This is a genomic window from Parapedobacter lycopersici, from assembly GCF_024643285.1.
Classification (GTDB): Bacteria; Bacteroidota; Bacteroidia; order Sphingobacteriales; family Sphingobacteriaceae; genus Parapedobacter; species Parapedobacter lycopersici.
On record NZ_JAMSLW010000001.1, the window covers coordinates 716,503 to 740,413 of the forward strand.

Sequence of the window (23,911 nt, forward strand, 5' to 3'; positions counted from 1 at the left end):
AGCATACAAATGGAAGATAAAACCATCGCATTAATTGCCCACGACGGTAAGAAGCCCGAAATGGTGGGATTCGTAAAAGATCATATCGAACAGCTGCGGAAGGCCCGGCTGGTAGCCACAGGCACCACCGGTTCTTACATCCGGCAAACGGGGCTGGAGGTGGAGCTGAAGCTGAGCGGCCCGAAAGGCGGTGACGCCCAGATTGCCGCGATGGCTGCCGAAGGCAAAATCGACGCCATCATCTTTTTCCGCGACCCGCTGGGAAAACACGCACACGAACCGGATATCCAGATGCTGATGCGGGTCTGCGACGTTTATAATGTGCCATTGGCCACCAATCCGGCCGCCGGCGCGCTTTTTCTCCAGGGCATGTTCTGATACAACCCGGCTAACTAACTTCCATGCCACGGTAAGCCTTTTGAAGCGTACCGTGGCGTATCCGGACCTAACGTAAGATTGCATATAAACGTGAATTTAGCTAAGTTTGCAACCTCCATTAACCCCAGGCGGCATGGTTAAAACAATGGATTCGATTGCATATTCTCCTTTCCGGCATATTTCACGGGCGATGTGGAAGGACCTCAACGGTCACCTCTCCTACCCGATTGCCAATGAAGACATCCACCAGTTGAATGCGCTGAACGAGCCATTGACCATGCGCGAAATCGAGGAAATCTATTTTCCGCTGAGTCACCTGCTGCGCATCCACGTGGATTGTTACCGCAGGCTCCATCAAAACGCCAACGCGTTTTTCAATAACCAGGCGAAGCGCCTCCCTTTCATCATTGGCATTGCCGGCAGTGTGGCGGCTGGTAAAAGTACCACCGCGAGGGTACTGCAAAAGGTACTGTCGCTCGGACCGGATAACCCGAAAGTGGATCTCATTACCACAGACGGCTTTCTATATCCAAACGAATACCTCGAAGCGCGGGGAATACTCAACCGGAAAGGGTTTCCGGAGAGCTACGACACCAAGCGGCTGCTTGGCTTCCTATCCGATATCAAATCCGGAAAAGAGGTGGTTTTTTCCCCGGTATACTCACACCTGGTTTATGACATTATCCCCAACGAGCTGCAGCAGGTGACCCAACCGGACATCCTGATCGTGGAAGGCATTAACGTATTACAGGTAAATGTGCAAGCCCTGCGGGGACCGAAAGTATTCGTATCCGATTTTTTTGACTACTCCATTTATGTGGATGCCGACCCGAAGAATTTGCTTCAGTGGTACATCCAGCGTTTCCAGTGGCTCCGTAAAACCGCCTTTCAGCAGCCGGATTCCTATTTCCATCGGTATGCCGACCTCAGTGAAGCACAAAGTATTGAAATGGCAACAACCATCTGGGAGGAGATCAATAAGCCGAACTTAATCAAAAACATCCTGCCTACACGCCTGCGTGCAGACCTGATCCTGGAAAAGGGTAGCCATCATTTCGTGAAAAGCGTTAAGATCCGGAAAGGCTAGTGCTCCGGGCGCTGTTCGGCATCATACCGGATGACTTCCCGGAAAATATCATTCCGGATCTGTCTCCTGCGGATGGCATCCTTGGAGTGGGTAATAATCTGTAATTTATAATGAACGGCGTCTTTATTTACGCCAACTACCTTCAGCTGAAAGCTGCCCTCCACAATGATCTCCTGATGGCGCTGGATGACCGTAACGAGGTGTTTTTCCAGGTCGGTATGGCTACCTGCATGGGCCAGCGGCAATTCGAAATCCATAGTCAGCTTGGTGGAGTTCTGCAGTGACTGGTTAATGATGTTGGTCGTGAATGCCGAATTGTTAGGTATCAGAACGATATCGTCGTCTTCATTCCTTACTACGATATTGGCCAGTGTAATGTCCACAATTTTCCCCTGGTGTTCGCCCATGCGTATGGTATCCCCGATGGTAAATTGGTCGGAAAACATCAGGAAAAGCCCGCTGATCATATTGGTAATGTAATCGCGGAACAGCAGGGCTATGGCCATGGCCACGATCGTAATGCTCGTCAAAAAATCCTTCGGGTTGATGCCGAATATCAGCATGAGCCCGATCACCCCGAACAGCACATTCAATATCGTCGCAAACTGGTTGATCCCCAGCACGTAATTGCCCCGGACACGGTTATGCTTCTTATTCCGGCGCTTATACAATGAAATCAGGCTGATCCGGGCGATGGAGATCAGGATACTTCCCGTTAAAAAAACGTTGACTCCGTAGGCCAGCTGACCGAAAATCGGATTATTGCGGTAAAAAGCCGAGGTTTCCGTAAACGAATAGCCGATGGCCAGCCAAAGAGCTACCTTTAGGATAAAGAAGAGGCCTTCTTTCAGCGGTTGCCGCTCTGTTGTTGATGTCTTGTGTATCATCGATGTAAAAATACATCATTCGGCGCTATTTTCCCTACGCTCATATTGCATGAATGTATATGCAAAGGCATGCCGCTCATCCGCATCGTGATGTATGGCGCTGACCAGTTCCCATTCCGCTGGATTTATATCCACGAAATAGCTATCGCCATCCACATGTGTGTGCACCCGTGTCAGGTAAATCCGGTCGACTACCGGCAGGGCCTGCCGGTAAATTTCCGCACCGCCGCCGATAAACACCTCGGCATCAGCCTTACAGCGCGCAAGGGCATCGGCAAGCGAATGAACCACCTCGGCACCGGCCGGGTGATAATCGCGCTGGCGGGTAATGACGATATTTCGCCGCCTGGGCAGTGCCCCGTTCAGCGATTCGAACGTCTTCCGCCCCATGATCAGGCTTTTCTCCAGCGTTTTCTGTTTGAAGAACTTAAAGTCGTTGGGCAGGTGCCAAAGCAGCTGATTGCCTTTGCCTATTGCATTATTTTCAGCAGCGGCAACAATAATGGAGATCACTTGCTTTTCCATCATCATTAAACCGCTACCGGTGCTTTGATGTGCGGATACGGTTCGTAATCGGTCAACCTGAAATCTTCGAAGGTGAAGGCTGAAAGATCCTTTACCTCCGGATTAAGCACCATGGTGGGCAATGGCTTCGGTGTCCGGCTCAATTGCAATGCCGTCTGGTCAAAATGGTTGCTATACAGGTGGGCGTCGCCCAGTGTGTGGACAAAGTCTGCCGCATCCATATCGCACACCTGGGCTACCATTAAGGTAAGCAGCGCATAGGAAGCGATATTAAAGGGAACGCCCAGGAAAATATCGGCGCTCCGCTGATACAGCTGGCACGAAAGCCGCGGCCGGTGATGCCCTTTAGCGGGTTCGGCGGGTGCCACATAAAACTGAAAAAAAGCATGGCATGGCGGAAGGGCCATGTGCTCGATTTCGGCAACATTCCAGGCAGATACGATAATACGCCGCGAATCGGGATTGGTCTTCAGCTGCTGAATGACCTGTGCGATCTGATCAATGTGCCTGCCGTCGGGGGTGGGCCATGAACGCCACTGCGACCCATATACCGGTCCCAGCTCGCCCGCTTCGTCCGCCCATTCATCCCAGATGCTTACCCCATTGTCTTTCAGGTAGCGGATATTTGTTTCTCCCTTGAGAAACCAGATCAGCTCATGGATGATCGAACGCAGGTGCAGCTTCTTCGTTGTAACCAGCGGGAAACCCTCCTGTAGGTTAAAACGCATCTGGTAGCCGAAAACGCTACGCGTGCCCGTGCCCGTGCGGTCGTGCTTTTCCACGCCATTTTCATATACATGGCGCATTAGATCGAGGTACTGCTTCATGGTTGCCTTTCCATTTCCGGACGTAAAGATAGCGAATTTTAGTTGTTTTTGTGTATTTTTGCTCCCTCAAATGAGTAAAAGAGTAGCCTTTTATACGTTAGGTTGTAAGCTGAATTTTTCGGAAACCTCAGCTATTGGCCGTATTTTCCAGGATGCCGGATACGAACCGGCACCGTTTAACAGCCGGGCAGACGTCTATGTGATCAATACCTGCTCAGTAACAGACAATGCCGACAAGAAATGCCGGAAGGTGGTCCGTGAAGCCCTGAAGTATTCCCCGGATGCCTATGTGGCCATTGTCGGATGCTACGCCCAGCTGAAACCCCGGGAAATAGCCGAGATACCGGGCGTGGACATGGTATTGGGGGCCGCAGAAAAATTCAACATCATTGAGCACATTAACGACCTCACCAAGCAGCCAAAGGCACTCATCCGGCATGCTCCCATTGACGAGACCAACCAGTTTATACCGGCTTTTTCCATTGGCGACCGTACCCGCACCTTCCTTAAGGTACAGGACGGATGTGACTATTCCTGCACCTTCTGTACGATTCCGATGGCGCGGGGCATCAGCCGGAGCGGCACCATCGCCGAACTGGTTGACCAGGCCGAAAAAATTGCAGCCTCCGGTGTAAAGGAGATTGTGCTTACGGGGGTGAACATCGGTGATTTCGGTATCCGGAATGGCAAACGGGAGGACCGGTTCCTCGACCTGGTAAAGGAACTTGACGGGGTAACGGGAATCGACCGCTTCCGCATCTCTTCCATCGAACCCAATCTGCTCAGCAATGATATTATCGATTTCGTTTCGCAGTCCAACCGCTTCGTCCCCCATTTCCATATGCCGCTGCAGTCGGGTTCCGACAAGGTACTCCGGCTGATGCGCAGGCGTTATCAACGGGAACTGTATGCCGAGCGCGTGGCCCGCATTAAGGCGCTGATGCCCGATTGCTGCATCGGTGTTGATGTGATCGTCGGGTTTCCGGGCGAAAGCCGGGAAGACTTTCTGGAAACGTATCATTTCCTCAACGGGCTGGACATTTCATACCTGCATGTATTCACCTATTCTGAGCGGGAGAATACCATCGCTGCGCAGATGGAGGGTGCAGTACCTGGCGCACAGCGTGGCGAACGCAGTAAAATGCTGCATATATTATCCGAGAAAAAACGGCGTGCATTTTATCAGACGCAGCTGGAGCGTACCCAGCACGTACTGTTTGAAGGCGATGTCAAGGACGGTTACATGCACGGATTCAGTCGCAACTATGTGAAAGTGCGGACACCCTATGACCCGCTGCTGGTGAATGAGATCGTTCCGGTCAGGTTATCGCATATCACGGACGAGGGCGAGGTGGAAGCAGCCGAGATAACCCCCGTATACAACACCCACTAATTACCGCAGGTTAACTAGCTACTGCTGGGGTGCAGCGGCCTTCGCCGCCTTTTCAGCCGCCCGTTGCTGCTTGCGGAAAAATCCACGGAACAGGAAATTATGTTGCAGGGCTTCCATATTTTGGTTGAGTTTTTCACTGCTCTGCTCCAGGTTCTGCATCGTCTGCCGGATGGTTTCCGCCATTTCGGGATCGTTCAGCAGCACACCGACGGCATTATCCCGGTCATCTAATTTTTCGGTCGTCTGGTTCAGGTTGGTCACCAGCGCGGAGGCTGTCTGTGTAATGCCCTGCAACTGGGCAACCGCTTCCTGCAAATTACCGTAAATTACCGTATCGGTCAACAGATCATTAATCAGGGTACCTTCTGCGCTTAACTTGGTGGTCAGCTGAGCCAGTGCCTGCGAGGCTTTTGCCGTATTGGCTGACGTCTGGTTCAGGTTGGCAATCATCTGTTTCACATGTAGGGCCATCAGGGAATCCGTCAGTACTGCCCCCACCGTTCCTTCGCCCCGGGCAATCCGGGCGCTCAGGTCGCCAAAATTACGGGTAACCTCCACCAGGTTTTCGTTGTTTACCTGAAGGGTTTTCAGCATGGCATCCATCCCCCCGTCAACAGCCGACTGCAGTACGTCGCCGTCTTCAATGGCGGGTACGTTGTTGCTGCCTCCTTCAATCACGATCAGCTTATTTCCGATGAACCCCTCCGAGCCAATCTTCGCAACGGCATCCTTGCGGACAAACTGCCGGGATTTTTCTTCGATGACCATCTCAATCTCCACTTCCTGCAGATTCTTGAAATTAATCGCCTTGATTGTTCCTATTTTCACACCTGAAAACCAGACGTTATTGCCTGATTTCAGTCCGCTTACATCATCAAAAACCGTGGACACCTTTACCGTACTGGAAAACCGGTTCTGCTGTCCACCCAGCACCAGTATTCCGGCTACCAGGATTATAATCCCTACCAATACGAAAATCCCTACAATGATGGTTCGTTTATTTTCTGCAGCATTCATAAGCTATCGTCAATGTCGTTGGCTTCAGGAGCGTTGCAGTCCACCCGGTTTACCGGAGGCACGGATCGCCCCTTGCAGCTATTTAATAAAATTATAGTCGTAAAACGGCTTCACCCGTTCGTCGTCTGTGTCAAATATGGCATCAAAACTGCCTTCCCGTTCAAACCGGCCATCAAGCAGCATGACAATGCGGTCGCCTACCGATTTGGCGCAGGCCAGATCGTGCGTGATGATGATGGACGAGGTCTTATATTTTTCCTGTACTTCGTTAATCAGGCCGTTGATCTCAATACACGTAATGGGGTCGAGACCGGCCGTTGGTTCGTCATACAGCATGATTTCCGGCCTTAAAATCAGGGTACGCGCAATGCCGATCCGTTTGCGCTGGCCACCGGACAATTCCGACGGCATCTGATTAATTGCAGGCAACAGCCCCACGGAGTCCAGCACATCCTCTACTTCGTGGTTAATTTCACCGCGGGTAAGGTGCCGTTTATTGCGCACCAGGGGAAACTCCAGGTTTTCCCGGACGGTCATGCTATCGTACAGGGCGCTGTTCTGAAAAGAGAAACCGATCTTCAGCCGAAGCAGCTGCAGTGCTTTTTCATCCAGCTCATTCACCTGTTCGCCGAGCACTTCAATGGTGCCGGTATCCGGGCGGAGCAAGCCGGATATCAATTTAATTAACACCGACTTCCCTGTCCCTGAACGGCCAAGTACCACCAGGTTTTCGCCTTTGAACAATTGCAGGTCGACCCCACGCAGCACGTCCAGCTTGCCAAACGATTTGCTTACGTTCCTGACGTCAATCACGCTTGTTTCGTAGTCGATATGTCCGTGTGCCTTGATCATGGTTATGCCCGCATGGCCTGAATGATTTGTACAATCAAAATTTCCTCGACAAAAATAAGAAACATCGACATCACCACCGCCCAGTTCGCTGCCTTACCTACCCCTTCGGTACCTTTGGAAGAGTTATATCCCTGATAACATCCCACAATGCCAATAGTGAATCCGAAAACAACTGCCTTGAGCACCAATGAAAAAACATCCAGGTAGCTGACCGCCTCAAATACCTGGTTCACGTATACCGTAAAACTGGTAGCCTCAAACTGGTTCACACTGAGAAAAGCCCCCAGCAGACCCACGCAGGCCGTATAGCAGGAAAGAATGGGAATGGTGATCGTGGTGGCCACTACCCGGCTGACTACCAAGAATTTAAATGGGTTCGTGCCGGACACTTCCATGGCATCTATCTGTTCTGTTACTTTCATTGAACCGAGCTCCGCGCCAATCTGTGAGCCTACTTTCCCTGAAGCAATCAGCGCGGTTACCAGCGGGGCCAGGGCCCGGATAATGGCAATGGAAATCAGTGCGGGCAGCCACGATGTGGCACCGAACTCCGCCAGGGACGGACGCGACTGGTTGGTAAACACAAGCCCTGTAATAAAACCGGTCAATGAGATCAATGGCAGGGATTTCCATCCGACTTCGTAGCACTGCCGGATAATTTCCTTCACCTCATAGGGCGGCAGTACCAACTCACGGAAAAATTGCATAACAAACCGATGGATCTGGGCCAATTCGATCAGTATACGGCTAACTTTCTTCAATATTCGTGGGTTTTAATTACACAAAATCAATGGCCGCTGCCAAAGGAAATTACCTGAGCGACAAAAATAGGACTTTCTGTTTAATTTAGGAGCACCAAAGCAAATTAAAGGTATTTAGGGGTAAAAAGCCGGAGGCAGAGGGGAACGCGGGCATATAAAATAATGGGGGGATTAAACCATAGGTAGGCGGAATGGGTCATACCTATGAGAATTAACAGCATGTTACACAAAAATCGAAGTGTTATGAAAACGTTAAAAGCAACCGGACGCTTATTATTTACGGCAATCGCTTTCCTGACATTTACCACAATTAAGACGGCAAATGCGCAACCCGGTGTAAGCGTTTCATTTCAGTTATTTTACGATGAATTGGCGCCATATGGCGAATGGATTGACGACCCCGATTACGGTTATGTCTGGCTTCCGGATGCGGGAGGCGGTTTCCAGCCTTATGCAACAAACGGACACTGGGTTATGACCAATTATGGAAACACCTGGGTTTCCGACTACGACTGGGGTTGGGCACCCTTCCATTACGGCCGTTGGGTATATACAGATTATTACGGCTGGGGCTGGGTTCCCGGATATGAGTGGGGACCGGCCTGGGTGAGCTGGCGCAGTGGCGGCGGATATTACGGATGGGCGCCGCTGGGACCGCAGATGAGCATCAGCGTGAACGTGGGCATGCCCAATCATTATTGGGTATTTGTCCCCCAGCGTTACATCGCCAGCCCGCGGATCTACAATTATTACGTACCGCGCAGGAACCGGGTAACAGTTTATAACCACACGACCATCATTAACAATACGTATGTATACAACAACCGTACATATGTAAGCGGCCCCGGACGGCATGAAATTGAACGGGCCACCCGCAGCCGGATTTCGGTCAGGGACGTGCAGTCAGGCAATCGGCCGGGAAGGGCACGTGTGGATAGCCGGTCCGTAAACCTGTACCGTCCGGATGTCGACCGGAACAGCCGCACGTCGGCACGTCCGGCACGGGTTTCCCGCGCGAGCGAAGCACGGGCGAACACGAATTCGCGTAGCGCGGCTTCGCGTAGCACGGCCACCCGGGCGGCAGACAACCGGGGCACGACTACCCGCTCGGCACGTCCGGCCACACGTGATAATACAGCTACTGCACCCCGCACCCGTAACCGCAGCAATGATGCCGTAGCGCCACGCATGGAAAACCGCGGATCGGAACGCGCCGTACGGCCCTCCGGAACGACCGGCAGGGAGTCCGGAACACGGAGTACACGTCCGGCTCGCACGAACAGTACGGAACGGGCTACACAGCCCCGGAGCCAGCAAATGCAGCGCAGCCAGTCGCGCACCGCACCGGAACGTAATTCGGTACGTGCATCCTCGCGGACCCAATCCCGGAGCAGTGAGGCCAGCCGGGTACGGCCAGAGGCGCGTTCACAGTCGCGGCCAGCGGTATCTTCCGGCCGCTCTTCGGAAAGCAGGGGCAATGTCTCGCACAGCAATAACCGTGGATCGGAACGAAGCGGCCGCTCGTCTTCCCGGGGTGGCAGGTAATAAGTTCATAAATAACAACAACAACCTATGAGGAGGCTCCGGCCTCCTTTTTTTATGTACCTATTGCGGACAGCCATAAATATGCTATTTTTGAAAACACCTATTAAATAACCACCTGATGAATAAGAGCAGAAGAACGTTTATTGGCCGTTCCCTGGCAGGCGCAGCGGCTACCATCAGTATCCCGGACCTGGTGTCGGCCGCAATCGGCAAACCGCATCGCGCTCCCGTCGTAAAAATAGCACCGGATGATGTTGTGCTTTTCCAGGGGGATTCCATTACGGACGCCGGAAGGAATCGCGACGAACAGGCCCCGAATAACAGCCGCGCATTGGGAACTGGATATGCGTTTCTTTCCGCGGCCCGGCTGCTCCGTGAGCATACCGACCAGGTAAAGGTATTCAACCGCGGTATCAGCGGCAACAAGGTTAATCAGCTGGCAGAACGCTGGGATGCCGACTGTATCCAACTTAAGCCGGATGTCCTGAGTATCCTCATCGGCGTCAACGACTACTGGCATACGCTCACCGGCGGCTATACCGGCACACTGGCCGTATACCGCGACGATTACCGGAAGCTGATCGACCGGACACTGACGGCACTCCCGGATGTCAAACTGATCATCGGCGAGCCTTTTGCCGTTAACCACGTGAAAGCAGTTACCGACGACTGGTTTCCGGCGTTTGATACATACCGGCAAACTGCACAGGAAATCGCGGATGAATATCGGGCAGCGTTCATCCCCTACCAACGCGTATTCGATGAGGCAGCCCGCAGCGTATCACCCGGTTATTGGACGACAGATGGGGTACACACCACCCTGGCAGGTGCCCAATTGATGGCCGAAGCCTGGTTAAACGTGATTGGATAGGATGATCAGCTCCATACTGGATAACGACTTTTACAAGTTTACCATGCAGCATGCAGTGGTCAAACGATTCCCCAAGGCACGCGCGCGGTACCAGTTCATCAACCGGGGCGGACATCAATTCCCGGATGGCTTTGCCGAAGAACTGCGCAACGCCATAAACGGGTTGGCTCAGCTGCAGCTGACCCGTCATGAAAAAACGTATTTCGCCGCTACCTGTCCCTATATCGATCCCACGTATTTCGACTTCCTACAGGGGTACCGGTACGATCCGGACGAGGTTATGGTCCGGCAGCAGGGCCGTGAACTCCAGGTTGCGGTTGAAGGTTACTGGTACAGGACCATTCTCTGGGAAGTGCCTATTATGTCACTCATCTGCGAGCTGTACTACCAAATGACCGGACAGCAGCGGCACGCCGATGAAACCGTGATGTTGACGGCCCGCGAAAAAATAGAAAAATACCGTAAGTTGGGGGTAACCATCGCCGAATTCGGCACGCGGAGGCGGCATTCCTATGCCGTACACCAGCTTGTTGTCCAGGCCCTCCGGCAATACGGGGAAAACACATTCATCGGCACCAGTAACGTCCACCTAGCCATGCAGTACCAGACGAAACCCATTGGCACGCATGCCCATGAATGGTTTATGTTCCACGCCGCTAAATATGGTTTTAAAATGGCCAACCTGCTCGGCCTTGAACACTGGGCGGAGGTGTACCGCGGCGACTTGGGGATTGCCCTGTCGGATACGTATACAACTGATGTCTTCTTCACGCAGTTCGACAAGAAATTATCCAAACTTTTCGACGGGGTACGCCACGACAGCGGCGACTCACTGCTTTTTGCCGACAAAACCATCCGCCATTACCAGCAGAAAGGTATCGACCCGCTGTCCAAGACAATCGTTTTCTCCGATGGGCTTAACTACGATAAAGTGGCCCGGATTGCGGCATACTGCCGCGGAAAAATCGGATTTTCATTCGGAATCGGCACCAACTTTACAAACGACGTGGGGTTACCTCCCCTCAATATTGTGCTGAAAATGACCGAAGCGTTCCCTGAAGAGGCGCAATGGGACCCGGTGATCAAGCTGTCCGACGATCCGGGAAAACACACGGGCGATACCGAAACGGTGAAACTGGCCAAGCAAATCCTGATGATTCCTGAATAGATGGCGGTCGATATCCTTGGAACAGCGCTGCAGGATTACCTGCGTGGACAGTTTATGTCCCCCCTCCTGCTGCATACGAGCTATGGTGAAACAGAGGAAATGCCTGTTGATGAGTTTTTCCGCGGACCCGGTGATTTCCCCGAACTGGAGCACATGGCCCTCTCCTTTTGCAGTGGGAAAACGCTTGATGTAGGTGCCGGGGCCGGTAGCCATGCCTTATACCTTCAGCAACGGGGCATGGATGTACATGCGCTTGATATCTCTCCCCTGGCGGCAACCGTGATGAAACAACGCGGTGTGGAACAGGTCAGCACAGCGGATATTTTCAATTACCATACCGGTCAGTATGACACCCTGCTGTTTCTGATGAACGGTATCGGACTGTGCGGCGACCTGGAAAAACTGAAGGTGCTGCTGCGCCGCTGCCGTTCCCTGCTGCGTGCAGGCGGACAGCTGCTGTTCGATTCATCGGATATTGCGTATTTGTATGCCGATGGGTCGGTAACCCGGCCAAGCGGGTATTACGGGCAGATCCGGTATCAGTACGAATACAGGGGAAACCGGGGTGCACCCTTCAACTGGCTGTACATCGACCGGGATACGCTCACGCACCTGGCGCAGGAAGCCGGCTGGGCCGTACAGATATTATTTGAGGACGGGAATGACCAGTACCTGGCGCGTCTGGTTATCCGTTAATCAATCCACTCAAACCCGGTGTAAGGGACGAGCACGTCGGGAATCCGGATTCCGCGGTCCGTTTGGTTGTTCTCCAGTATGGAGGCCAGGATACGGGGTAGCGCCAATGCACTTCCATTCAGTGTGTGTACCAGCTGGGTTTTACCGCTTTCTCCCTTAAAACGCACCTTTAAGCGGTTGCTCTGGTAGCTTTCGAAATTGGATACAGATGAAACCTCAAGCCAGCGCTGCTGTGCGGCGCTCCACACCTCCATATCGTAAGTCAATGCCGATGTAAATCCCATATCGCCGCCGCAGAGTCGCAATACCCGGTATGGCAGGTCCAGCGCCTGAAGCAACGACTGTACATAACTGCTCATTTCCTCAAGCACCTCATACGACCGCTCGGGGTGCACCAGCTGGACCACTTCCACCTTATCGAATTGATGCAGCCGGTTCAATCCGCGTACATGGGCGCCGTAAGAACCTGCCTCCCTGCGGAAACAGGGCGTATATGCGGTTAATTTTACCGGAAAGTCGGCTTCTTTTACAATGACGTCGCGATACAGGTTCGTAACGGGCACCTCTGCCGTGGGGATCAGGTAAAGATCATCTACACCCACGTGGTACATCTGCCCTTCTTTATCCGGAAGCTGGCCGGTACCGAAACCGGAAGCTTCGTTGACCAGCAGCGGGGGCTGCACTTCGAGATAGCCAGCCTGCTGAGCCCTGTCCAGGAAAAAGTTGATCATGGCCCGTTGCAGCCGCGCGCCTTTTCCTTTGTATACCGGAAAACCGGCACCGGTTATTTTGGTTCCGAGTTCAAAATCGATGATTCCGTACTTTGAAGTCAATTCCCAATGGGGCACGGCATCCTCCGCCAACGATGGTTTATTGCCGTGTTCCAGCACTACTTCGTTGTCTTCCGCTCCTACCCCGGCCGGTACCGATGTATGGGGAAGATTCGGAAGCAGCACCAGCTTTTCATGCAATTGCTGCTCCAATTCGCCCAGTCGGTCAGTTAACTGCTTAATCTGTTCTTTATATCCGCCCGATGCTGCCTTAATCGCTTCAGCCTCATCGCGCTTGCCCTGGCGCATCAGTTCACCGATCTGCCGTGCGCTCGTATTGGCCGATGCCGCCAGGGCATCCGACTCCGTCTGGATCTGGCGTCGTTGCTCGTCCAGGGCAACAACTTCATCAACCAGCGTAGTCTGCTTGAAATTTCTCAGGGCCAATCGCTCAATCACATGGTCACGGTTCTCACGGATATAATTAACTTGCAGCATATTTTCGTTTGCTTAATTTTCTTCTTTATCGGCTGTGAAGCTGTCCTGATTTTTGAAAATCAAGACGGTTTTGTTTATTTTGTGGCAAAGATAGGAAGGAGATATGATATTTGAGCCATTATCGGAGAGAAGATCCGTGCTATACCTCATCCCCACCCCCATCGGCAACCTGGAAGATATGACGTTCCGGGCCGTTCGGCTGCTGCGGGAAGCGGATATTATTCTGGCTGAAGATACCCGTACCAGCGCGCCCCTGCTGAAACATTTCGGTATCGACAGGAAGGTGTTTGCACATCACCAGCATAATGAACATAAAGCAGTAGCCGAAATCATCCGGTTCCTGAACGAAGGGCAGACCGTGGCCCTGATCTCGGACGCGGGGACGCCGGCGATCTCCGACCCGGGCTTTCTACTGGTACGCGAAGCCATCAAAAACAACATCCCGGTATACTGCCTGCCGGGTGCAACAGCCTTTGTACCGGCGTTGGTAAGTTCGGGCCTTCCCTCCGACCGCTTTTGCTTTGAAGGATTCCTTCCGGTAAAAAAAGGGCGGCAGACGCGACTGAAAGCGCTTGCAGATGAGAGCCGTACGCTGGTTTTCTATGAATCACCCCACCGCCTGCTCAAAACCCTCGGGGAATTCATAGACACCTTTGGTGGCGACCGGCAGGCTGCTATCTCCCGGGAAATCAGCAAGGTTTATGAAGAAACGGTACGCGGCACCCTGCTTGAACTGAAGGCATACTATGAAACCAATCCCTTAAAGGGCGAATTTGTGGTTTGCGTACAGGGTTTGGGATAAAACTTGCTAACTTAGCATGGTAAAATAACCCATGAACATCGATCATTACATCAACGACGGACAGGACCCCAAAGTAGTGGAAAAACTCCTGCTTAAATTGCAGGACATGTTGGTTCCCAATGAAACCGTGGCCTATGTCGCCGTGCAGAAAATGCCGGCAGTAACCCTTTTTCCGGACAGTGTGGCGCTTACAGCGCGGCGGATTTTGCTGTGTGAGTCGACCAAACTGGGTTTGGCTACCGATTTTAAGATTTTTCCGTGGAACGTCATCCGCGATGTTTCGTTTAAGGAAGGTATTCTGGGTGCCCGGTTTGTGCTCGTACTGAAAAATGGCGAGCAGGTGGAAATCACCCACATCCCCAAAAACCAGGCCCGCAAACTGTACCAGCAGGCCAGCAGCTTTTTCGAAGAATATCAACGGGAAGCGGAAACCGGCGAAACAATCCGTTCCGGCACGGAGGTACTCGAAAGCGCCTTGCCGGTGCCCTGCCCGTCCGAGATCGTTGACGAACTCACGTCCAAACTGCAGAAATTGAAATCCCTGTTCGAAAAACAGCTCATCACCCAGGCGGAATACGAACAGAAAAAAAACGAATTGTTATCCCAACTGTAAGCCGTCGTGAAAAAAAATTACCTACTGGCCTTATTAAGTGCATTCCTGCTCTGGTTAGCCTGGCCGCCCATACCATTTACCGCTCCGCTCCTATGGATAGCACTTGTACCGCTGCTGTGGGCCATGGAAGCGGTTATGCGGGACCCATACAACAAAAAGGGTCTTAAAATAACGCTGCTTGGCGGTTTTACCGGACTCCTGTGGAATACAGCATCCATTTATTGGGTTTTCAATGCGCTGAATGCGGCAATGCCGGTCTACGCCGCCGCATTGGTATCTCTTATTCCCTTTGCACTGGCGGCCGCGTTGATGGCGCTGGCCTTCCGGCTGTATTACCAGCTGCGCAAGCACCACGGCATCGGGCTTTCGATGGCCGGACTGGTTTCGTTCTGGATAACGTATGAATACCTGCATCAGACCTGGGATCTGGCTTTTCCATGGATGAACCTGGGCAATGGTTTTGCCAGCAGCCACCAGTTGGTCCAATGGTACGAATACACCGGGGTATACGGGGGTACGCTGTGGATCTGGCTGGCTAACATATTGCTGTTTATGGGAATATTATCGGTCAAAGACAAATTCGGTCCCATCCACCGATACAAATGGTTCGTCGGTTTTCTGCTCCTGGTTACATTACCCTCCGGCTGGTCGCTCTACCGGTACACGACCTACGAAGAGCACATAAACCCGGCTGATATCGTCGTTGTCCAGCCCAACATCGATCCTTACGGAAAATACAGCTTCCTTTCCCCCGAATCCCAACTCGACCAGCTGATCCGGTTGTCTGACTCGGTGGCCCAGCCGAATACCGAATTCTTTATCTGGCCGGAAACGGCTATCGCCAGTCCACGGGGATATAACGAAGATGAGTTCCGCGAAAACCCCGCATTTCTCCGCCTGCAGGATTTTCTCTCTAATTACAAGAACGGCAATGTGCTTTCGGGGATCGAAAGTTACCGTGTGTACCATCAGCCCGAAACACCTACGGCACGTAAGTTTGAAGGGGCCGAGCTATATTACGATGCCTTTAATGCAGCCGTTTTAGTTGAAAATTCGGCCCGGCTGCAGTTTTACCACAAATCCAAGCTGGTCGCCGGCGTGGAGCAGCTGCCCTTCGGAAGCGCCCTGGCGTTCATGACCCCGCTATTCCAGGCATTCGGCGGCACAACCGGAGGATATGGCAGCCAGGAAACACCCTCGGTCTTTTACTCGCAAAGCGGCATCGGTGCCGCGCCGGTAATCTGTTACGAATCCATATGGGGCAGCTATGTTGCCGAATACGTAGAGCAGGGGGCACAATTCATCGCCGTGATTACCAATGACGGCTGGTGGGGCAATACCGCGGGGAAAGACCAGCATCTGGCCTACGCCAAATTGCGCGCCATCGAAACCCGCCGCTGGGTGGCCCGTTCGGCAAATACGGGGATCTCGGCGTTCATCAATCAACGCGGTGATGTGGTCCAGCAAACCGACTGGTGGACTGCTGATGCACTGAAACAGGACATCAACCTGAATGAGGCGATTACCTTTTATGTGCGTGCAGGTGATTACCTGGCTTATGCAGGGTGCGCGGGAAGCCTGATTTTCGGCACCGTATTGCTGGTCACCTTTGGAAGAAGATCCAGGTATCGCAAACAGGCACAGCCTTAAGCCATTGCGTATTAGCCAACATTCCATTACCTTTGCAACTATGCAAGTATACTTAGACAATGCGGCTACCACGCCTATTGACCCTGAGGTCATCAAAGCAATGGTCGAAACCATGGAAAACGATTTCGGCAATCCGTCGTCGATCCATGCGCATGGCCGTAAAGTAAAAACCATTATTGAAAGAGCCCGTAAAACGGTAGCGGGACTGCTACACGTGTCGCCCGCCGAGATATTTTTCACGTCGGGAGGTACCGAGGCAGACAATACCGCCATTGTAAGGGGGATCATTGATAATGGGATCAGCCACGCCATCACCTCTCCGCTGGAACATCATGCGGTATTGCATACGCTGGAGGAGCTGGAGCGGACGGGGACCATCCGGTTAAGCAAACTCGCGGTAAATGCCCAGGGATACGTAGACCTGCAACAACTGGAGCAGTTGCTCCGGGAAAATCCGCATTCCTTTGTTTCGCTGATGCATGCCAACAATGAAATCGGTACGCTTACCGATATCGAATATGTATCCGCACTCTGCAAGCAGTATGGCGCCATCTTCCATTCGGACACCGTACAGACGATGGGTCATTTCGCCCATGATCTCCATAAGCTGCAGATCGATTTCGTTACAGGAGCTGCGCATAAGTTTCATGGCCCTAAAGGTGTTGGGTTTATTTATGTAAACCACAACACGAAGATAAAGCCATTTATCCATGGCGGCGCACAGGAACGCAACATGCGCGGCGGCACCGAAAATGTATACGGCATTGTGGGACTTGCCAAGGCACTGGAAATCTGCCATGCGCACATGGAAGAACACCGGCAATATATCCAGGGCCTCAAAAGCTACATGATTGACCAGCTGACTGCCCACGTACCCGATGTGCGGTTCAACGGTGCCATAGCACCGGAAAATAGCCTGTATACGGTGCTTAACGTTTCCTTTCCATGCACAGACATTGCCGATATGATGCTCTTTACATTGGATATCGCGGGTATCTCGGCATCCGGCGGGAGCGCCTGCAGTTCCGGTTCCGACATCGGATCCCACGTGCTCCAGGCAATCGGCGCGGATCCGCAGCGCCCCTGTGTCCGTTTTTCATTCAGCAAATACAACACAAGGGAAGACATTGACTACGTCGTCGATAAAATTAAGGAATGCTGCCTCGACAAAGTCTGATCCGGTGAAACAATAGCTTCTCCCGCTTGTTGCCATACATAACAAAGGTAAAGACAGGAGGACAAAATGGAAACGAAAAAACCCATCAACACCGCACGGGAAAATGACAGCAGGGATGACCGGAAATTTCCGAGGGTTACCCCTGACCGGGAAGAATCGCTGGAAAAGGAAGAAGCACTGAAAAAGAAAGATTATAGCGACCGTAGCCACGGCCGCACGCACGACTCGGCTATAGACGTCGATAATCCCGGAACGGTATAGCGAAGGACCCCGCTAATCTTCATCATCTTCATCCAGTCCAAGGGCGCTCCGATACACGGCCTGCAATTCCGAGAGCGCATGCCGGTCGCGCTTCTGCTGTGCAATCTCCATGCCCTGCCGGTAGGTGGCAATTGCATTGTCTCTTTCCCCGAGGCTTTCGTACAATTTTCCCAGATGGTAATACGTACCTACGTAGTCCGGGTGGTCGGTCCGTAACCGTTCATAGTAACGAAGTGCGTCGGCCGTCTGACCGGCTTTGAGGTATTCCGTGGCAAGGGCGTACAGCAAAAACGGGTCGTTTGGGTTGTCGTTCAGAAATTCAATTAACTGCTGGATGCGTTGGCTCGTCATAATGAATCGGATAATGATCACCGCAAAGGTACGTATTCGCCAGGCGATTGCATGCAGGGTTTGGTGTCCTCCGTTTCAAATATGGAAAAATTATGGTAGGTTTGTGAAAACGACTGCTCATGAAGATATTAGTTTGCATTAGCCAGGTCCCCGATACTACTTCAAAAATCACGTTTACCGATAATAATACGCAGCTCAATACCACGGGTCTCCAGTACATCATTAATCCTTACGATGAAATTGCGCTTTCGAAGGCACTTGAGCTGACGGAAAACGGCAATGGCTCGGTAACGGTGATCCATGTGGGCGAATCGCCTGCAGACGCCACCATCCGGAAAGCCTTGGCAACGGGAGCGGATGAGGCGGTGCGCGTTAATGCTGCCCCCCGTGATGCCTGGTTTGTAGCTAATCAGGTTGCAGGTTACGCCAAAGACCAGGGATTCGACCTTATTTTAGCCGGGCGTGAGTCCATTGACTACAACGGCTCGCAGGTGACCACATTCGTGGGAGAACTGCTGGGTATCCCGTCGGTCAACGCGGCGAAAAAAGTCACGCTCGAAGGCACTGCAGCCGTGGTCGAACGGGAAATTGAAGGCGGTAAAGAGGTGCTCTCTATTCCATTGCCGGCAGCCATCGGTACCTCGGAAGGCGTCGCTGAACCCCGCATACCCAACATGCGGGGTATCATGAGTGCCCGCACCAAGCCGCTGACGGTGATCGATCCGGTGGATGTACCCGTACTGACACGGGTCATCCGCTATGAATCCCCGGCCCCGAAGGGGGCTGTTACCCTGGTTGATGCCGGGGAAACCGAAAAACTGGTTGATTTACTGCATAAGGCCAGGGTTATTTAACCATGCACCAGTATAACATGTTCGTTCATGATCTTTACATTAGCCTAATACGATAATTATGTCCGTTTTAGTATATACAGAAAGTGCTTCCGGCAAATTCAAGAAATCCGCTCATGAAGCCGTTTCCTATGCCAGGGCAGTAGCCGAACAGCTGGGTACCGACGTAACGGCCCTGTCAATCGGCGACGTGGATGCTTCCGAATTACAGGCATTGGGAAATTACGGTGCTTCAAACGTATGGAGCGTATCCGCCGACCGGTTAAAAAATTTCATCAACCAAGCTTATGCCAGCATCATTGCCCAGGCAGCTGATCAATCGGGTGCCTCGGTCATTATCATCTCAAACACTTTCAGTGGCCGGGGACTGGCACCGCGCGTGGCGGCTAAACTCGGGGCGGGCCTGGCCGACGGTGCAGTTGACCTGCCCGAGGTAACGGGCAACGTCCTTACGGTAAAGAAGACTGCTTTTTCGGGCAAGGCATTTGCCTATACGGAGCTGGTTTCGCCGAAAAAAGTGATCGCACTGAATCCCAATGCGTTTGAGCTGCGTGAAACCGGAGGCGATGCGCAGGTTGAAGCCTTCAATCCGATTGTCGACGACCGTGACCTCACCACCGTAATAAAAGAAATTGTCCATGCCGTGGATAAGGTACCGTTGCCGGAAGCGGAAATTGTCGTTTCCGCCGGCCGCGGGCTCAAGGGCCCGGAAAATTGGGGAATGATCGAAGAACTGGCCGACGTATTGGGCGCCGCCACCGCCTGTTCGAAACCGGTGTCTGACGCCGGCTGGCGACCACATGCGGAACACGTCGGGCAGACCGGCATCGCCATCAGCCCAAACCTGTATATTGCCATCGGCATATCGGGTGCAATACAGCACTTAGCGGGAGTAAGTGCATCGAAAACCATTGTAGTCATCAACAAAGACCCCGAAGCACCGTTTTTTAAGGTAGCGGACTACGGTATCGTCGGCGACGCATTTGATGTAGTACCCCGACTGACTGCTGCTATCCGGGCCTATAAAGGCAATCCGTGAATTTGATCATTTCCCGAAATCGTGCTATCTTTATCCAATCGGTTTTGAAGATCGCATTTTGTATTACCAGCTTAAGTTTTGCATCTTTGCAGTTCGCGCAATGCACCAGGCATGAAGAAGATTAAGTTAGATATTGTTGGTTTATCTTATAGCCAGACGCAGTCCGGAGCTTACGCGCTCGTCTTAGGTGAGATTTCCGGCCGCAGGCGCCTGCCGATAATCATCGGCGGCTTTGAGGCACAGGCCATTGCCATCGAGATCGAGAAGATGACACCCAGTCGCCCGCTGACGCACGACCTTTTCAAAACCTTCGCGGAAACGTTCCATATCAAGATCGAAGAAGTAATTATCTATAATCTGGTGGATGGTATTTTTTACGCCAAGATTATTTTCAACGACGGCCGGAAACATACCGAAATCGATGCCCGGACATCTGACGCTATTGCGCTGGCCGTACGTTTTAAAGCACCGGTATATACCTACGAATTCATCCTGGCTTCTGCCGGCATTGTCATCGAGGGAAATGATTTCGTATTTCTCGAAAATATCGAGTCCGCCGGCGGCGATCCGGAAACCAGGACAGCTCCGGACACGACATCCTACTCGTCGATGACGGAAGAGCAGTTGCAGGAAACGCTGGCCAAAGCGCTGGCAGATGAAATGTATGAAAAGGCAGCGCGCATACGGGATGAGATTACCCGAAGAAAATCCTCCTAACGAATTCCACTGACCATCAGCTAAATCCCGGCGATCTATGTCGATAAAAATACGGCTTATCGCGATGAGTTTTCTCCAGTTCTTCATCTGGGGGGCATGGCTGATTTCCCTGGGAAGCTATATGGGAAGCCAGTTGAACTTTTCGGGATTCCAGATCGGATCCGTATATGCCACCATGGGTATCGCATCCGTATTCATGCCGGGATTATTGGGCATCGTGGCCGACCGGTGGGTCAACGCAGAACGCGTACTTGGTGCGGCACACCTCATCGGCGCATCCACATTGATAGGTGTGGCCAATGTAACCGATTTTCAGTCGTTTTACCTGCTCATGCTGCTCAACTCCCTGTTTTACATGCCCACCATTGCCCTGTCCAACTCGGTTTCATATAATGTGCTGACCCAGAAAAACCACGATGTGGTGAAGACCTTTCCGCCCATCCGCGTATGGGGTACCGTGGGTTTTATCATGGCCATGTGGGCGGTTGATTTCCTGGGCTGGACGGCGCATGGCAATCAGCTCTACGTAGCGGCGGGGGCCGGCCTGCTGCTGGGCTGCTACGCATTTACCCTACCCCCATCCCCCCCTTATGCGGGTAGAACGCGGAAAAAATCATTAGCTGTTTCGCTGGGACTGGATGCGTTGGTGCTGTTCCGGAAACGGAAAATGACGGTTTTTTTCCTGTTTTCGCTCATGTTGGGCGCGGCACTGCAAATTACCAATGCGTTCGGCGGACCGTTTCTGAGTGATTTCAGAAACAGTTATCCGGAGTCCTTTGGTGTGCAGCATCCCAATCTCCTGCTCTCCATCTCACAGCTGTCCGAAACGTTCTTCATCCTGCTGATTCCCTTTTTCCTTACCCGGTTCGGCATCCGCAATGTCATCCTTTTCAGCATCATCGCCTGGATGCTGCGCTTCGGGCTTTTCGGCCTGGGGAATCCGGCTGATAAACTTTACCTGCTTGTATTATCCATGGTGGTTTACGGCCTGGCTTTCGATTTTTTCAATATATCGGGTTCCCTCTTTGTAGAAAAGGAGGCCGACCCGGCTATCCGTTCCAGCGCGCAGGGGTTGTTTATGATCATGACCAATGGATTCGGCGCCATTATTGGCGGGATCGGCAGCGGCTGGGTCGTGGATCATTTTACGGATGCAACAGGCGTCAGGGACTGGCCAAGCATCTGGTTTACTTTCGCAGGCTATGCGTTGGTATTGGCGGTGCTGTTCATGATTACATTCCGGGATAAACGCATGGCGCAGTAATTAGCTCACCCACCCGTCCCCTATCTCATGTTGATGTCGATGAGCCGGCTATCTACCGGCAGCCGTTCTACGGATGCGACCTTCACGAGGTCGTGATAGCCGGCAAACAGTGGATTCAACAGGCAATTGAATTCCTTCCGGTTCACAGCCGAGCGCACGCGGACACCAAGGTACCGGGCTTCGTGCATCCATCTGTCACCAAGGTGCTTATTTTCCAGGTTACCCAGCTTCATCCAGTTTTTAGGGTATGATGCATCAGGCAAGGTATAAATCAGATCGGGGTTCCCGCTCACTTCAATACTCAGAATAAACAACTTCGGAGGAATAATGGCCGAATCAAAATGAACCAGATTTTCGAGGTAAGCCAGCGAGCTGTTCTCACTGGTATAGAGCATATAAGCGCCCGGATTATTCCACCGGCCGCCAAACGTATATGCGCCCGTCCCCGAAAGGTCCGTGGCCCGTTTCGCCGATTTGGCAATCCGGTATAGCAGCATCAGGAGTACACCCCTTCTTCAATGCGCCCCAGTATAGTATTCACCAGTGCAAGTCCGGTAGGCATATAAAACAGTTCCAATGGGCAAAGGTTGTTCAGTGCCCTATTCGGTGTAGCCAGCCAGTCGCGCACCTTTTCCTCATCCTCAAAAACGGCAACGGCATGCTCCACCACCTTGGCGATTTCAATGATATGGGAAGATGTATGCCGGTCGAGCCGGTCATCGCTCTTTTTGCGTTCGATGGTCTTTACCGACATACCGAGGAGTTCCTCCACGAACTGTTTTCTGGGAATACCCAGAAAAGCAATCAGCGCCTCCAGCGACGCCTTAGTCAGCCCGTCATTGCTCAGCGCGATCAGGTCAAATTCCGTTTTGATGTTCCGGCCGACCGTATCCGTTCCGCCCAATAGGGAAGATACGGTCCAATGCGTCTTGATTTCCTTTTTATTTGACAGTGCCATGTGCGACATTTTATCCAAAGGTAAGGATAATTTGTCGCACATTCAAATTAATCCAATGAATCAAATTTGAAAAACCAGTAAAAATCTTTTGTTGTATTATCAAAAGATACTATCTTTGTTGTAATCAAACCAACAAACCTAATTCCAATGAAATCAGTAAGACAAGCACATTTTCGTTATTTAACAAAGAAAGAGGCAAAAAACCCGCTATATACCGTCGCGTACTTTTGCCGTAATGTAACCGGCTTAGCGCATTGGAGGCGTGATATCGACCGGGTCATCCGGATCAGTGCCACCAACGGTATCGGATTAAAACCAATCGACTTTGCCAACCTGCATTTCTGCTGGCAACAGCTCTACCAGCACATTGAATTAATTTACGTATTAAAACACGTGGTCCGCCACTGGGAAATCGAGTCCGAATCCCCACACTACACCCTTACACGATACCCCCGCACCGCCATTATTTTCGACCGCACCTTATTTCGCGGCACTTATCTTGAATTCGATCGCCTATCCCGGAAGGAGTTTGACAACATTGGTCTTTTCATCGATAAGTTTTTCGCCTTCAAATCCTTGCAGGCCTGGCAGCGATTAATGGATAAACTGCTGATCACACTGCTCAGTGAGAATAGACTGGGTGACTACTCCAAATACGACCGGCAGGATTCAAAGATATACCGTTACCTCGAAAAACTGACCGAGGTGTTCTTTCTGATTTACGCAACGAAAGCCATAGCGCATATCGTTGCGCATCATGCAGCCGATTTTCTGCTGGATGAGCCGGATGACAGACCCGATGGCAGTACCGTTTCGGAAGGACAGCAAGAGAAAACCTCGTTAACATCCGAAATCCCAGATGAGCGGACACATCCACCGGTGGAGCGGGACGGCCAACCCGCAGGAGAAGCTCGCAAGTAAGGAAACTACTAGGTAAACCTAACATGCACCCT

At 52.1% G+C, this 23,911-nt stretch carries 27 protein-coding genes; 17 read left to right on the forward strand and 10 right to left on the reverse strand.

Going from position 1 to position 23,911, the window contains the following annotated elements; genetic code table 11:
- Positions 1-9 precede the first annotated feature (9 nt).
- A complete protein-coding gene (locus NEV57_RS03220) occupies positions 10-378 on the forward strand; it encodes a methylglyoxal synthase (protein ID WP_257656834.1) in 369 nt (122 codons plus the stop codon).
- 133 nt (positions 379-511) lie between these two features.
- Positions 512-1,465 carry a type I pantothenate kinase gene (gene coaA, locus NEV57_RS03225; protein ID WP_257656835.1) on the forward strand — a complete coding sequence of 318 codons (954 nt, stop codon included), beginning with the start codon at positions 512-514 and terminating at the stop codon, positions 1,463-1,465.
- Here coaA and NEV57_RS03230 read toward each other — a convergent pair.
- The 3 genes from NEV57_RS03230 to NEV57_RS03240 are packed head-to-tail and all read right to left on the reverse strand — an operon-like array spanning position 1,462 to position 3,704.
- Positions 1,462-2,352, reverse strand: coding sequence for a mechanosensitive ion channel family protein (locus NEV57_RS03230; RefSeq protein ID WP_257656836.1), 891 nt, complete (start codon positions 2,350-2,352; stop codon positions 1,462-1,464). The genes coaA and NEV57_RS03230 overlap by 4 nt on opposite strands.
- A 15-nt stretch (positions 2,353-2,367) precedes the next feature.
- Positions 2,368-2,883: a dihydrofolate reductase gene (locus NEV57_RS03235; RefSeq protein ID WP_257656837.1), complete on the reverse strand. Its 516-nt coding sequence runs from the start codon at positions 2,881-2,883 to the stop codon at positions 2,368-2,370.
- The gene (locus tag NEV57_RS03240) at positions 2,883-3,704 is read right to left on the reverse strand and encodes a thymidylate synthase (RefSeq protein ID WP_257656838.1); all 822 of its coding nucleotides are present in this window, start codon (positions 3,702-3,704) and stop codon (positions 2,883-2,885) included. Before NEV57_RS03240 ends, NEV57_RS03235 begins: the two co-directional genes overlap by 1 nt.
- Positions 3,705-3,774: 70 nt before the next feature.
- On the opposite strand from NEV57_RS03240, the gene mtaB reads away from it, so the two are divergent.
- Entirely contained in the window at positions 3,775-5,097 is a 1,323-nt protein-coding gene (gene mtaB, locus NEV57_RS03245; RefSeq protein ID WP_257656839.1) for a tRNA (N(6)-L-threonylcarbamoyladenosine(37)-C(2))-methylthiotransferase MtaB, read from the forward strand.
- Positions 5,098-5,115: 18 nt separating this feature from the next.
- Here the strand turns inward: mtaB and NEV57_RS03250 are convergent, their stop codons facing one another.
- From NEV57_RS03250 to NEV57_RS03260, 3 genes are all read right to left on the reverse strand, one after another.
- The gene (locus NEV57_RS03250) at positions 5,116-6,114 is read right to left on the reverse strand and encodes an MlaD family protein (RefSeq protein ID WP_257656840.1); all 999 of its coding nucleotides are present in this window, start codon (positions 6,112-6,114) and stop codon (positions 5,116-5,118) included.
- A gap of 78 nt (positions 6,115-6,192) precedes the next feature.
- Positions 6,193-6,966, reverse strand: coding sequence for an ABC transporter ATP-binding protein (locus tag NEV57_RS03255; RefSeq protein WP_257656841.1), 774 nt, complete (start codon positions 6,964-6,966; stop codon positions 6,193-6,195).
- Between the two features lie 2 nt (positions 6,967-6,968).
- Positions 6,969-7,673 (reverse strand): MlaE family ABC transporter permease, encoded by a 705-nt coding sequence (locus NEV57_RS03260; RefSeq protein ID WP_257657034.1) that lies wholly within the window; start codon positions 7,671-7,673, stop codon positions 6,969-6,971.
- Between the two features lie 297 nt (positions 7,674-7,970).
- Here NEV57_RS03260 and NEV57_RS03265 point away from each other — a divergent pair, with 297 nt between their 5' ends.
- From NEV57_RS03265 to NEV57_RS03280, 4 genes are all read left to right on the forward strand, one after another.
- Positions 7,971-9,272 carry a DUF6600 domain-containing protein gene (locus NEV57_RS03265; protein WP_257656842.1) on the forward strand — a complete coding sequence of 434 codons (1,302 nt, stop codon included), beginning with the start codon at positions 7,971-7,973 and terminating at the stop codon, positions 9,270-9,272.
- A gap of 118 nt (positions 9,273-9,390) precedes the next feature.
- A complete protein-coding gene (locus NEV57_RS03270) occupies positions 9,391-10,143 on the forward strand; it encodes an SGNH/GDSL hydrolase family protein (RefSeq protein WP_257656843.1) in 753 nt (250 codons plus the stop codon).
- A 1-nt stretch (position 10,144) separates the two neighbouring features.
- Entirely contained in the window at positions 10,145-11,311 is a 1,167-nt protein-coding gene (pncB, locus tag NEV57_RS03275) for a nicotinate phosphoribosyltransferase (RefSeq protein WP_257656844.1), read from the forward strand.
- A complete protein-coding gene (locus tag NEV57_RS03280) occupies positions 11,312-12,007 on the forward strand; it encodes a class I SAM-dependent methyltransferase (RefSeq protein WP_257656845.1) in 696 nt (231 codons plus the stop codon).
- Here the strand turns inward: NEV57_RS03280 and serS are convergent.
- Entirely contained in the window at positions 12,004-13,275 is a 1,272-nt protein-coding gene (gene serS, locus NEV57_RS03285) for a serine--tRNA ligase (protein WP_257656846.1), read from the reverse strand. The two genes, NEV57_RS03280 and serS, sit on opposite strands and share 4 nt — an antisense overlap.
- A 103-nt stretch (positions 13,276-13,378) precedes the next feature.
- Here serS and rsmI point away from each other — a divergent pair, with 103 nt between their 5' ends.
- The 5 genes from rsmI to NEV57_RS03310 all read left to right on the forward strand — a co-directional run bounded on the left by rsmI (position 13,379) and on the right by NEV57_RS03310 (position 17,778).
- Positions 13,379-14,077 carry a 16S rRNA (cytidine(1402)-2'-O)-methyltransferase gene (gene rsmI / locus NEV57_RS03290; protein ID WP_257656847.1) on the forward strand — a complete coding sequence of 233 codons (699 nt, stop codon included), beginning with the start codon at positions 13,379-13,381 and terminating at the stop codon, positions 14,075-14,077.
- Between the two features lie 31 nt (positions 14,078-14,108).
- The gene (locus tag NEV57_RS03295; protein WP_257656848.1) at positions 14,109-14,690 is read left to right on the forward strand and encodes a PH domain-containing protein; all 582 of its coding nucleotides are present in this window, start codon (positions 14,109-14,111) and stop codon (positions 14,688-14,690) included.
- 6 nt (positions 14,691-14,696) lie between these two features.
- Positions 14,697-16,340 (forward strand): apolipoprotein N-acyltransferase, encoded by a 1,644-nt coding sequence (lnt, locus tag NEV57_RS03300; protein WP_257656849.1) that lies wholly within the window; start codon positions 14,697-14,699, stop codon positions 16,338-16,340.
- 40 nt (positions 16,341-16,380) lie between these two features.
- Entirely contained in the window at positions 16,381-17,517 is a 1,137-nt protein-coding gene (locus NEV57_RS03305) for a cysteine desulfurase family protein (RefSeq protein WP_257656850.1), read from the forward strand.
- 66 nt (positions 17,518-17,583) lie between these two features.
- Entirely contained in the window at positions 17,584-17,778 is a 195-nt protein-coding gene (locus NEV57_RS03310; protein ID WP_257656851.1) for a hypothetical protein, read from the forward strand.
- A 12-nt stretch (positions 17,779-17,790) separates the two neighbouring features.
- Here NEV57_RS03310 and NEV57_RS03315 read toward each other — a convergent pair whose 3' ends face one another.
- Complete coding sequence (locus NEV57_RS03315; protein ID WP_257656852.1) at positions 17,791-18,129, reverse strand: tetratricopeptide repeat protein; 339 nt, start codon at positions 18,127-18,129, stop codon at positions 17,791-17,793.
- Between the two features lie 119 nt (positions 18,130-18,248).
- On the opposite strand from NEV57_RS03315, the gene NEV57_RS03320 reads away from it, so the two are divergent.
- From NEV57_RS03320 to NEV57_RS03335, 4 genes are all read left to right on the forward strand, one after another.
- Positions 18,249-18,983, forward strand: a complete 735-nt coding sequence (locus tag NEV57_RS03320; RefSeq protein WP_257656853.1) for an electron transfer flavoprotein subunit beta/FixA family protein — start codon at positions 18,249-18,251, stop codon at positions 18,981-18,983.
- Between the two features lie 58 nt (positions 18,984-19,041).
- Positions 19,042-20,019, forward strand: a complete 978-nt coding sequence (locus NEV57_RS03325; RefSeq protein ID WP_257656854.1) for an electron transfer flavoprotein subunit alpha/FixB family protein — start codon at positions 19,042-19,044, stop codon at positions 20,017-20,019.
- 111 nt (positions 20,020-20,130) lie between these two features.
- The gene (locus NEV57_RS03330; RefSeq protein WP_257656855.1) at positions 20,131-20,736 is read left to right on the forward strand and encodes a bifunctional nuclease family protein; all 606 of its coding nucleotides are present in this window, start codon (positions 20,131-20,133) and stop codon (positions 20,734-20,736) included.
- A 37-nt stretch (positions 20,737-20,773) separates the two neighbouring features.
- Entirely contained in the window at positions 20,774-22,000 is a 1,227-nt protein-coding gene (locus tag NEV57_RS03335) for a nucleoside permease (RefSeq protein WP_257656856.1), read from the forward strand.
- Between the two features lie 20 nt (positions 22,001-22,020).
- Here NEV57_RS03335 and NEV57_RS03340 read toward each other — a convergent pair whose 3' ends face one another.
- A complete protein-coding gene (locus NEV57_RS03340) occupies positions 22,021-22,497 on the reverse strand; it encodes an RES family NAD+ phosphorylase (RefSeq protein ID WP_257656857.1) in 477 nt (158 codons plus the stop codon).
- Positions 22,497-22,958, reverse strand: coding sequence for an Xre family toxin-antitoxin system antitoxin (locus NEV57_RS03345; RefSeq protein WP_257656858.1), 462 nt, complete (start codon positions 22,956-22,958; stop codon positions 22,497-22,499). Before NEV57_RS03345 ends, NEV57_RS03340 begins: the two co-directional genes overlap by 1 nt.
- Positions 22,959-23,105: 147 nt before the next feature.
- Between NEV57_RS03345 and NEV57_RS03350 the strand changes: the two genes are divergently transcribed.
- Positions 23,106-23,879, forward strand: a complete 774-nt coding sequence (locus tag NEV57_RS03350) for a hypothetical protein (protein WP_257656859.1) — start codon at positions 23,106-23,108, stop codon at positions 23,877-23,879.
- Positions 23,880-23,911 lie beyond the last annotated feature (32 nt).

What these genes read in the sequence shown, in the direction of transcription:
- NEV57_RS03220 (WP_257656834.1), top strand. Translation starts at nt 10, where the DNA reads ATGGAAGATAAAACCATCGCATTAATTGCCCACGACGGTAAGAAGCCC.
- coaA (WP_257656835.1), top strand. Translation starts at nt 512, where the DNA reads ATGGTTAAAACAATGGATTCGATTGCATATTCTCCTTTCCGGCATATT.
- NEV57_RS03230 (WP_257656836.1), bottom strand. Translation starts at nt 2,352, where the DNA reads ATGATACACAAGACATCAACAACAGAGCGGCAACCGCTGAAAGAAGGC.
- NEV57_RS03235 (WP_257656837.1), bottom strand. Translation starts at nt 2,883, where the DNA reads ATGATGATGGAAAAGCAAGTGATCTCCATTATTGTTGCCGCTGCTGAA.
- NEV57_RS03240 (WP_257656838.1), bottom strand. Translation starts at nt 3,704, where the DNA reads ATGAAGCAGTACCTCGATCTAATGCGCCATGTATATGAAAATGGCGTG.
- mtaB (WP_257656839.1), top strand. Translation starts at nt 3,775, where the DNA reads ATGAGTAAAAGAGTAGCCTTTTATACGTTAGGTTGTAAGCTGAATTTT.
- NEV57_RS03250 (WP_257656840.1), bottom strand. Translation starts at nt 6,114, where the DNA reads ATGAATGCTGCAGAAAATAAACGAACCATCATTGTAGGGATTTTCGTA.
- NEV57_RS03255 (WP_257656841.1), bottom strand. Translation starts at nt 6,966, where the DNA reads ATGATCAAGGCACACGGACATATCGACTACGAAACAAGCGTGATTGAC.
- NEV57_RS03260 (WP_257657034.1), bottom strand. Translation starts at nt 7,673, where the DNA reads ATGCAATTTTTCCGTGAGTTGGTACTGCCGCCCTATGAGGTGAAGGAA.
- NEV57_RS03265 (WP_257656842.1), top strand. Translation starts at nt 7,971, where the DNA reads ATGAAAACGTTAAAAGCAACCGGACGCTTATTATTTACGGCAATCGCT.
- NEV57_RS03270 (WP_257656843.1), top strand. Translation starts at nt 9,391, where the DNA reads ATGAATAAGAGCAGAAGAACGTTTATTGGCCGTTCCCTGGCAGGCGCA.
- pncB (WP_257656844.1), top strand. Translation starts at nt 10,145, where the DNA reads ATGATCAGCTCCATACTGGATAACGACTTTTACAAGTTTACCATGCAG.
- NEV57_RS03280 (WP_257656845.1), top strand. Translation starts at nt 11,312, where the DNA reads ATGGCGGTCGATATCCTTGGAACAGCGCTGCAGGATTACCTGCGTGGA.
- serS (WP_257656846.1), bottom strand. Translation starts at nt 13,275, where the DNA reads ATGCTGCAAGTTAATTATATCCGTGAGAACCGTGACCATGTGATTGAG.
- rsmI (WP_257656847.1), top strand. Translation starts at nt 13,379, where the DNA reads ATGATATTTGAGCCATTATCGGAGAGAAGATCCGTGCTATACCTCATC.
- NEV57_RS03295 (WP_257656848.1), top strand. Translation starts at nt 14,109, where the DNA reads ATGAACATCGATCATTACATCAACGACGGACAGGACCCCAAAGTAGTG.
- NEV57_RS03305 (WP_257656850.1), top strand. Translation starts at nt 16,381, where the DNA reads ATGCAAGTATACTTAGACAATGCGGCTACCACGCCTATTGACCCTGAG.
- NEV57_RS03310 (WP_257656851.1), top strand. Translation starts at nt 17,584, where the DNA reads ATGGAAACGAAAAAACCCATCAACACCGCACGGGAAAATGACAGCAGG.
- NEV57_RS03315 (WP_257656852.1), bottom strand. Translation starts at nt 18,129, where the DNA reads ATGACGAGCCAACGCATCCAGCAGTTAATTGAATTTCTGAACGACAAC.
- NEV57_RS03320 (WP_257656853.1), top strand. Translation starts at nt 18,249, where the DNA reads ATGAAGATATTAGTTTGCATTAGCCAGGTCCCCGATACTACTTCAAAA.
- NEV57_RS03325 (WP_257656854.1), top strand. Translation starts at nt 19,042, where the DNA reads ATGTCCGTTTTAGTATATACAGAAAGTGCTTCCGGCAAATTCAAGAAA.
- NEV57_RS03330 (WP_257656855.1), top strand. Translation starts at nt 20,131, where the DNA reads ATGAAGAAGATTAAGTTAGATATTGTTGGTTTATCTTATAGCCAGACG.
- NEV57_RS03335 (WP_257656856.1), top strand. Translation starts at nt 20,774, where the DNA reads ATGTCGATAAAAATACGGCTTATCGCGATGAGTTTTCTCCAGTTCTTC.
- NEV57_RS03340 (WP_257656857.1), bottom strand. Translation starts at nt 22,497, where the DNA reads ATGCTGCTATACCGGATTGCCAAATCGGCGAAACGGGCCACGGACCTT.
- NEV57_RS03345 (WP_257656858.1), bottom strand. Translation starts at nt 22,958, where the DNA reads ATGGCACTGTCAAATAAAAAGGAAATCAAGACGCATTGGACCGTATCT.
- NEV57_RS03350 (WP_257656859.1), top strand. Translation starts at nt 23,106, where the DNA reads ATGAAATCAGTAAGACAAGCACATTTTCGTTATTTAACAAAGAAAGAG.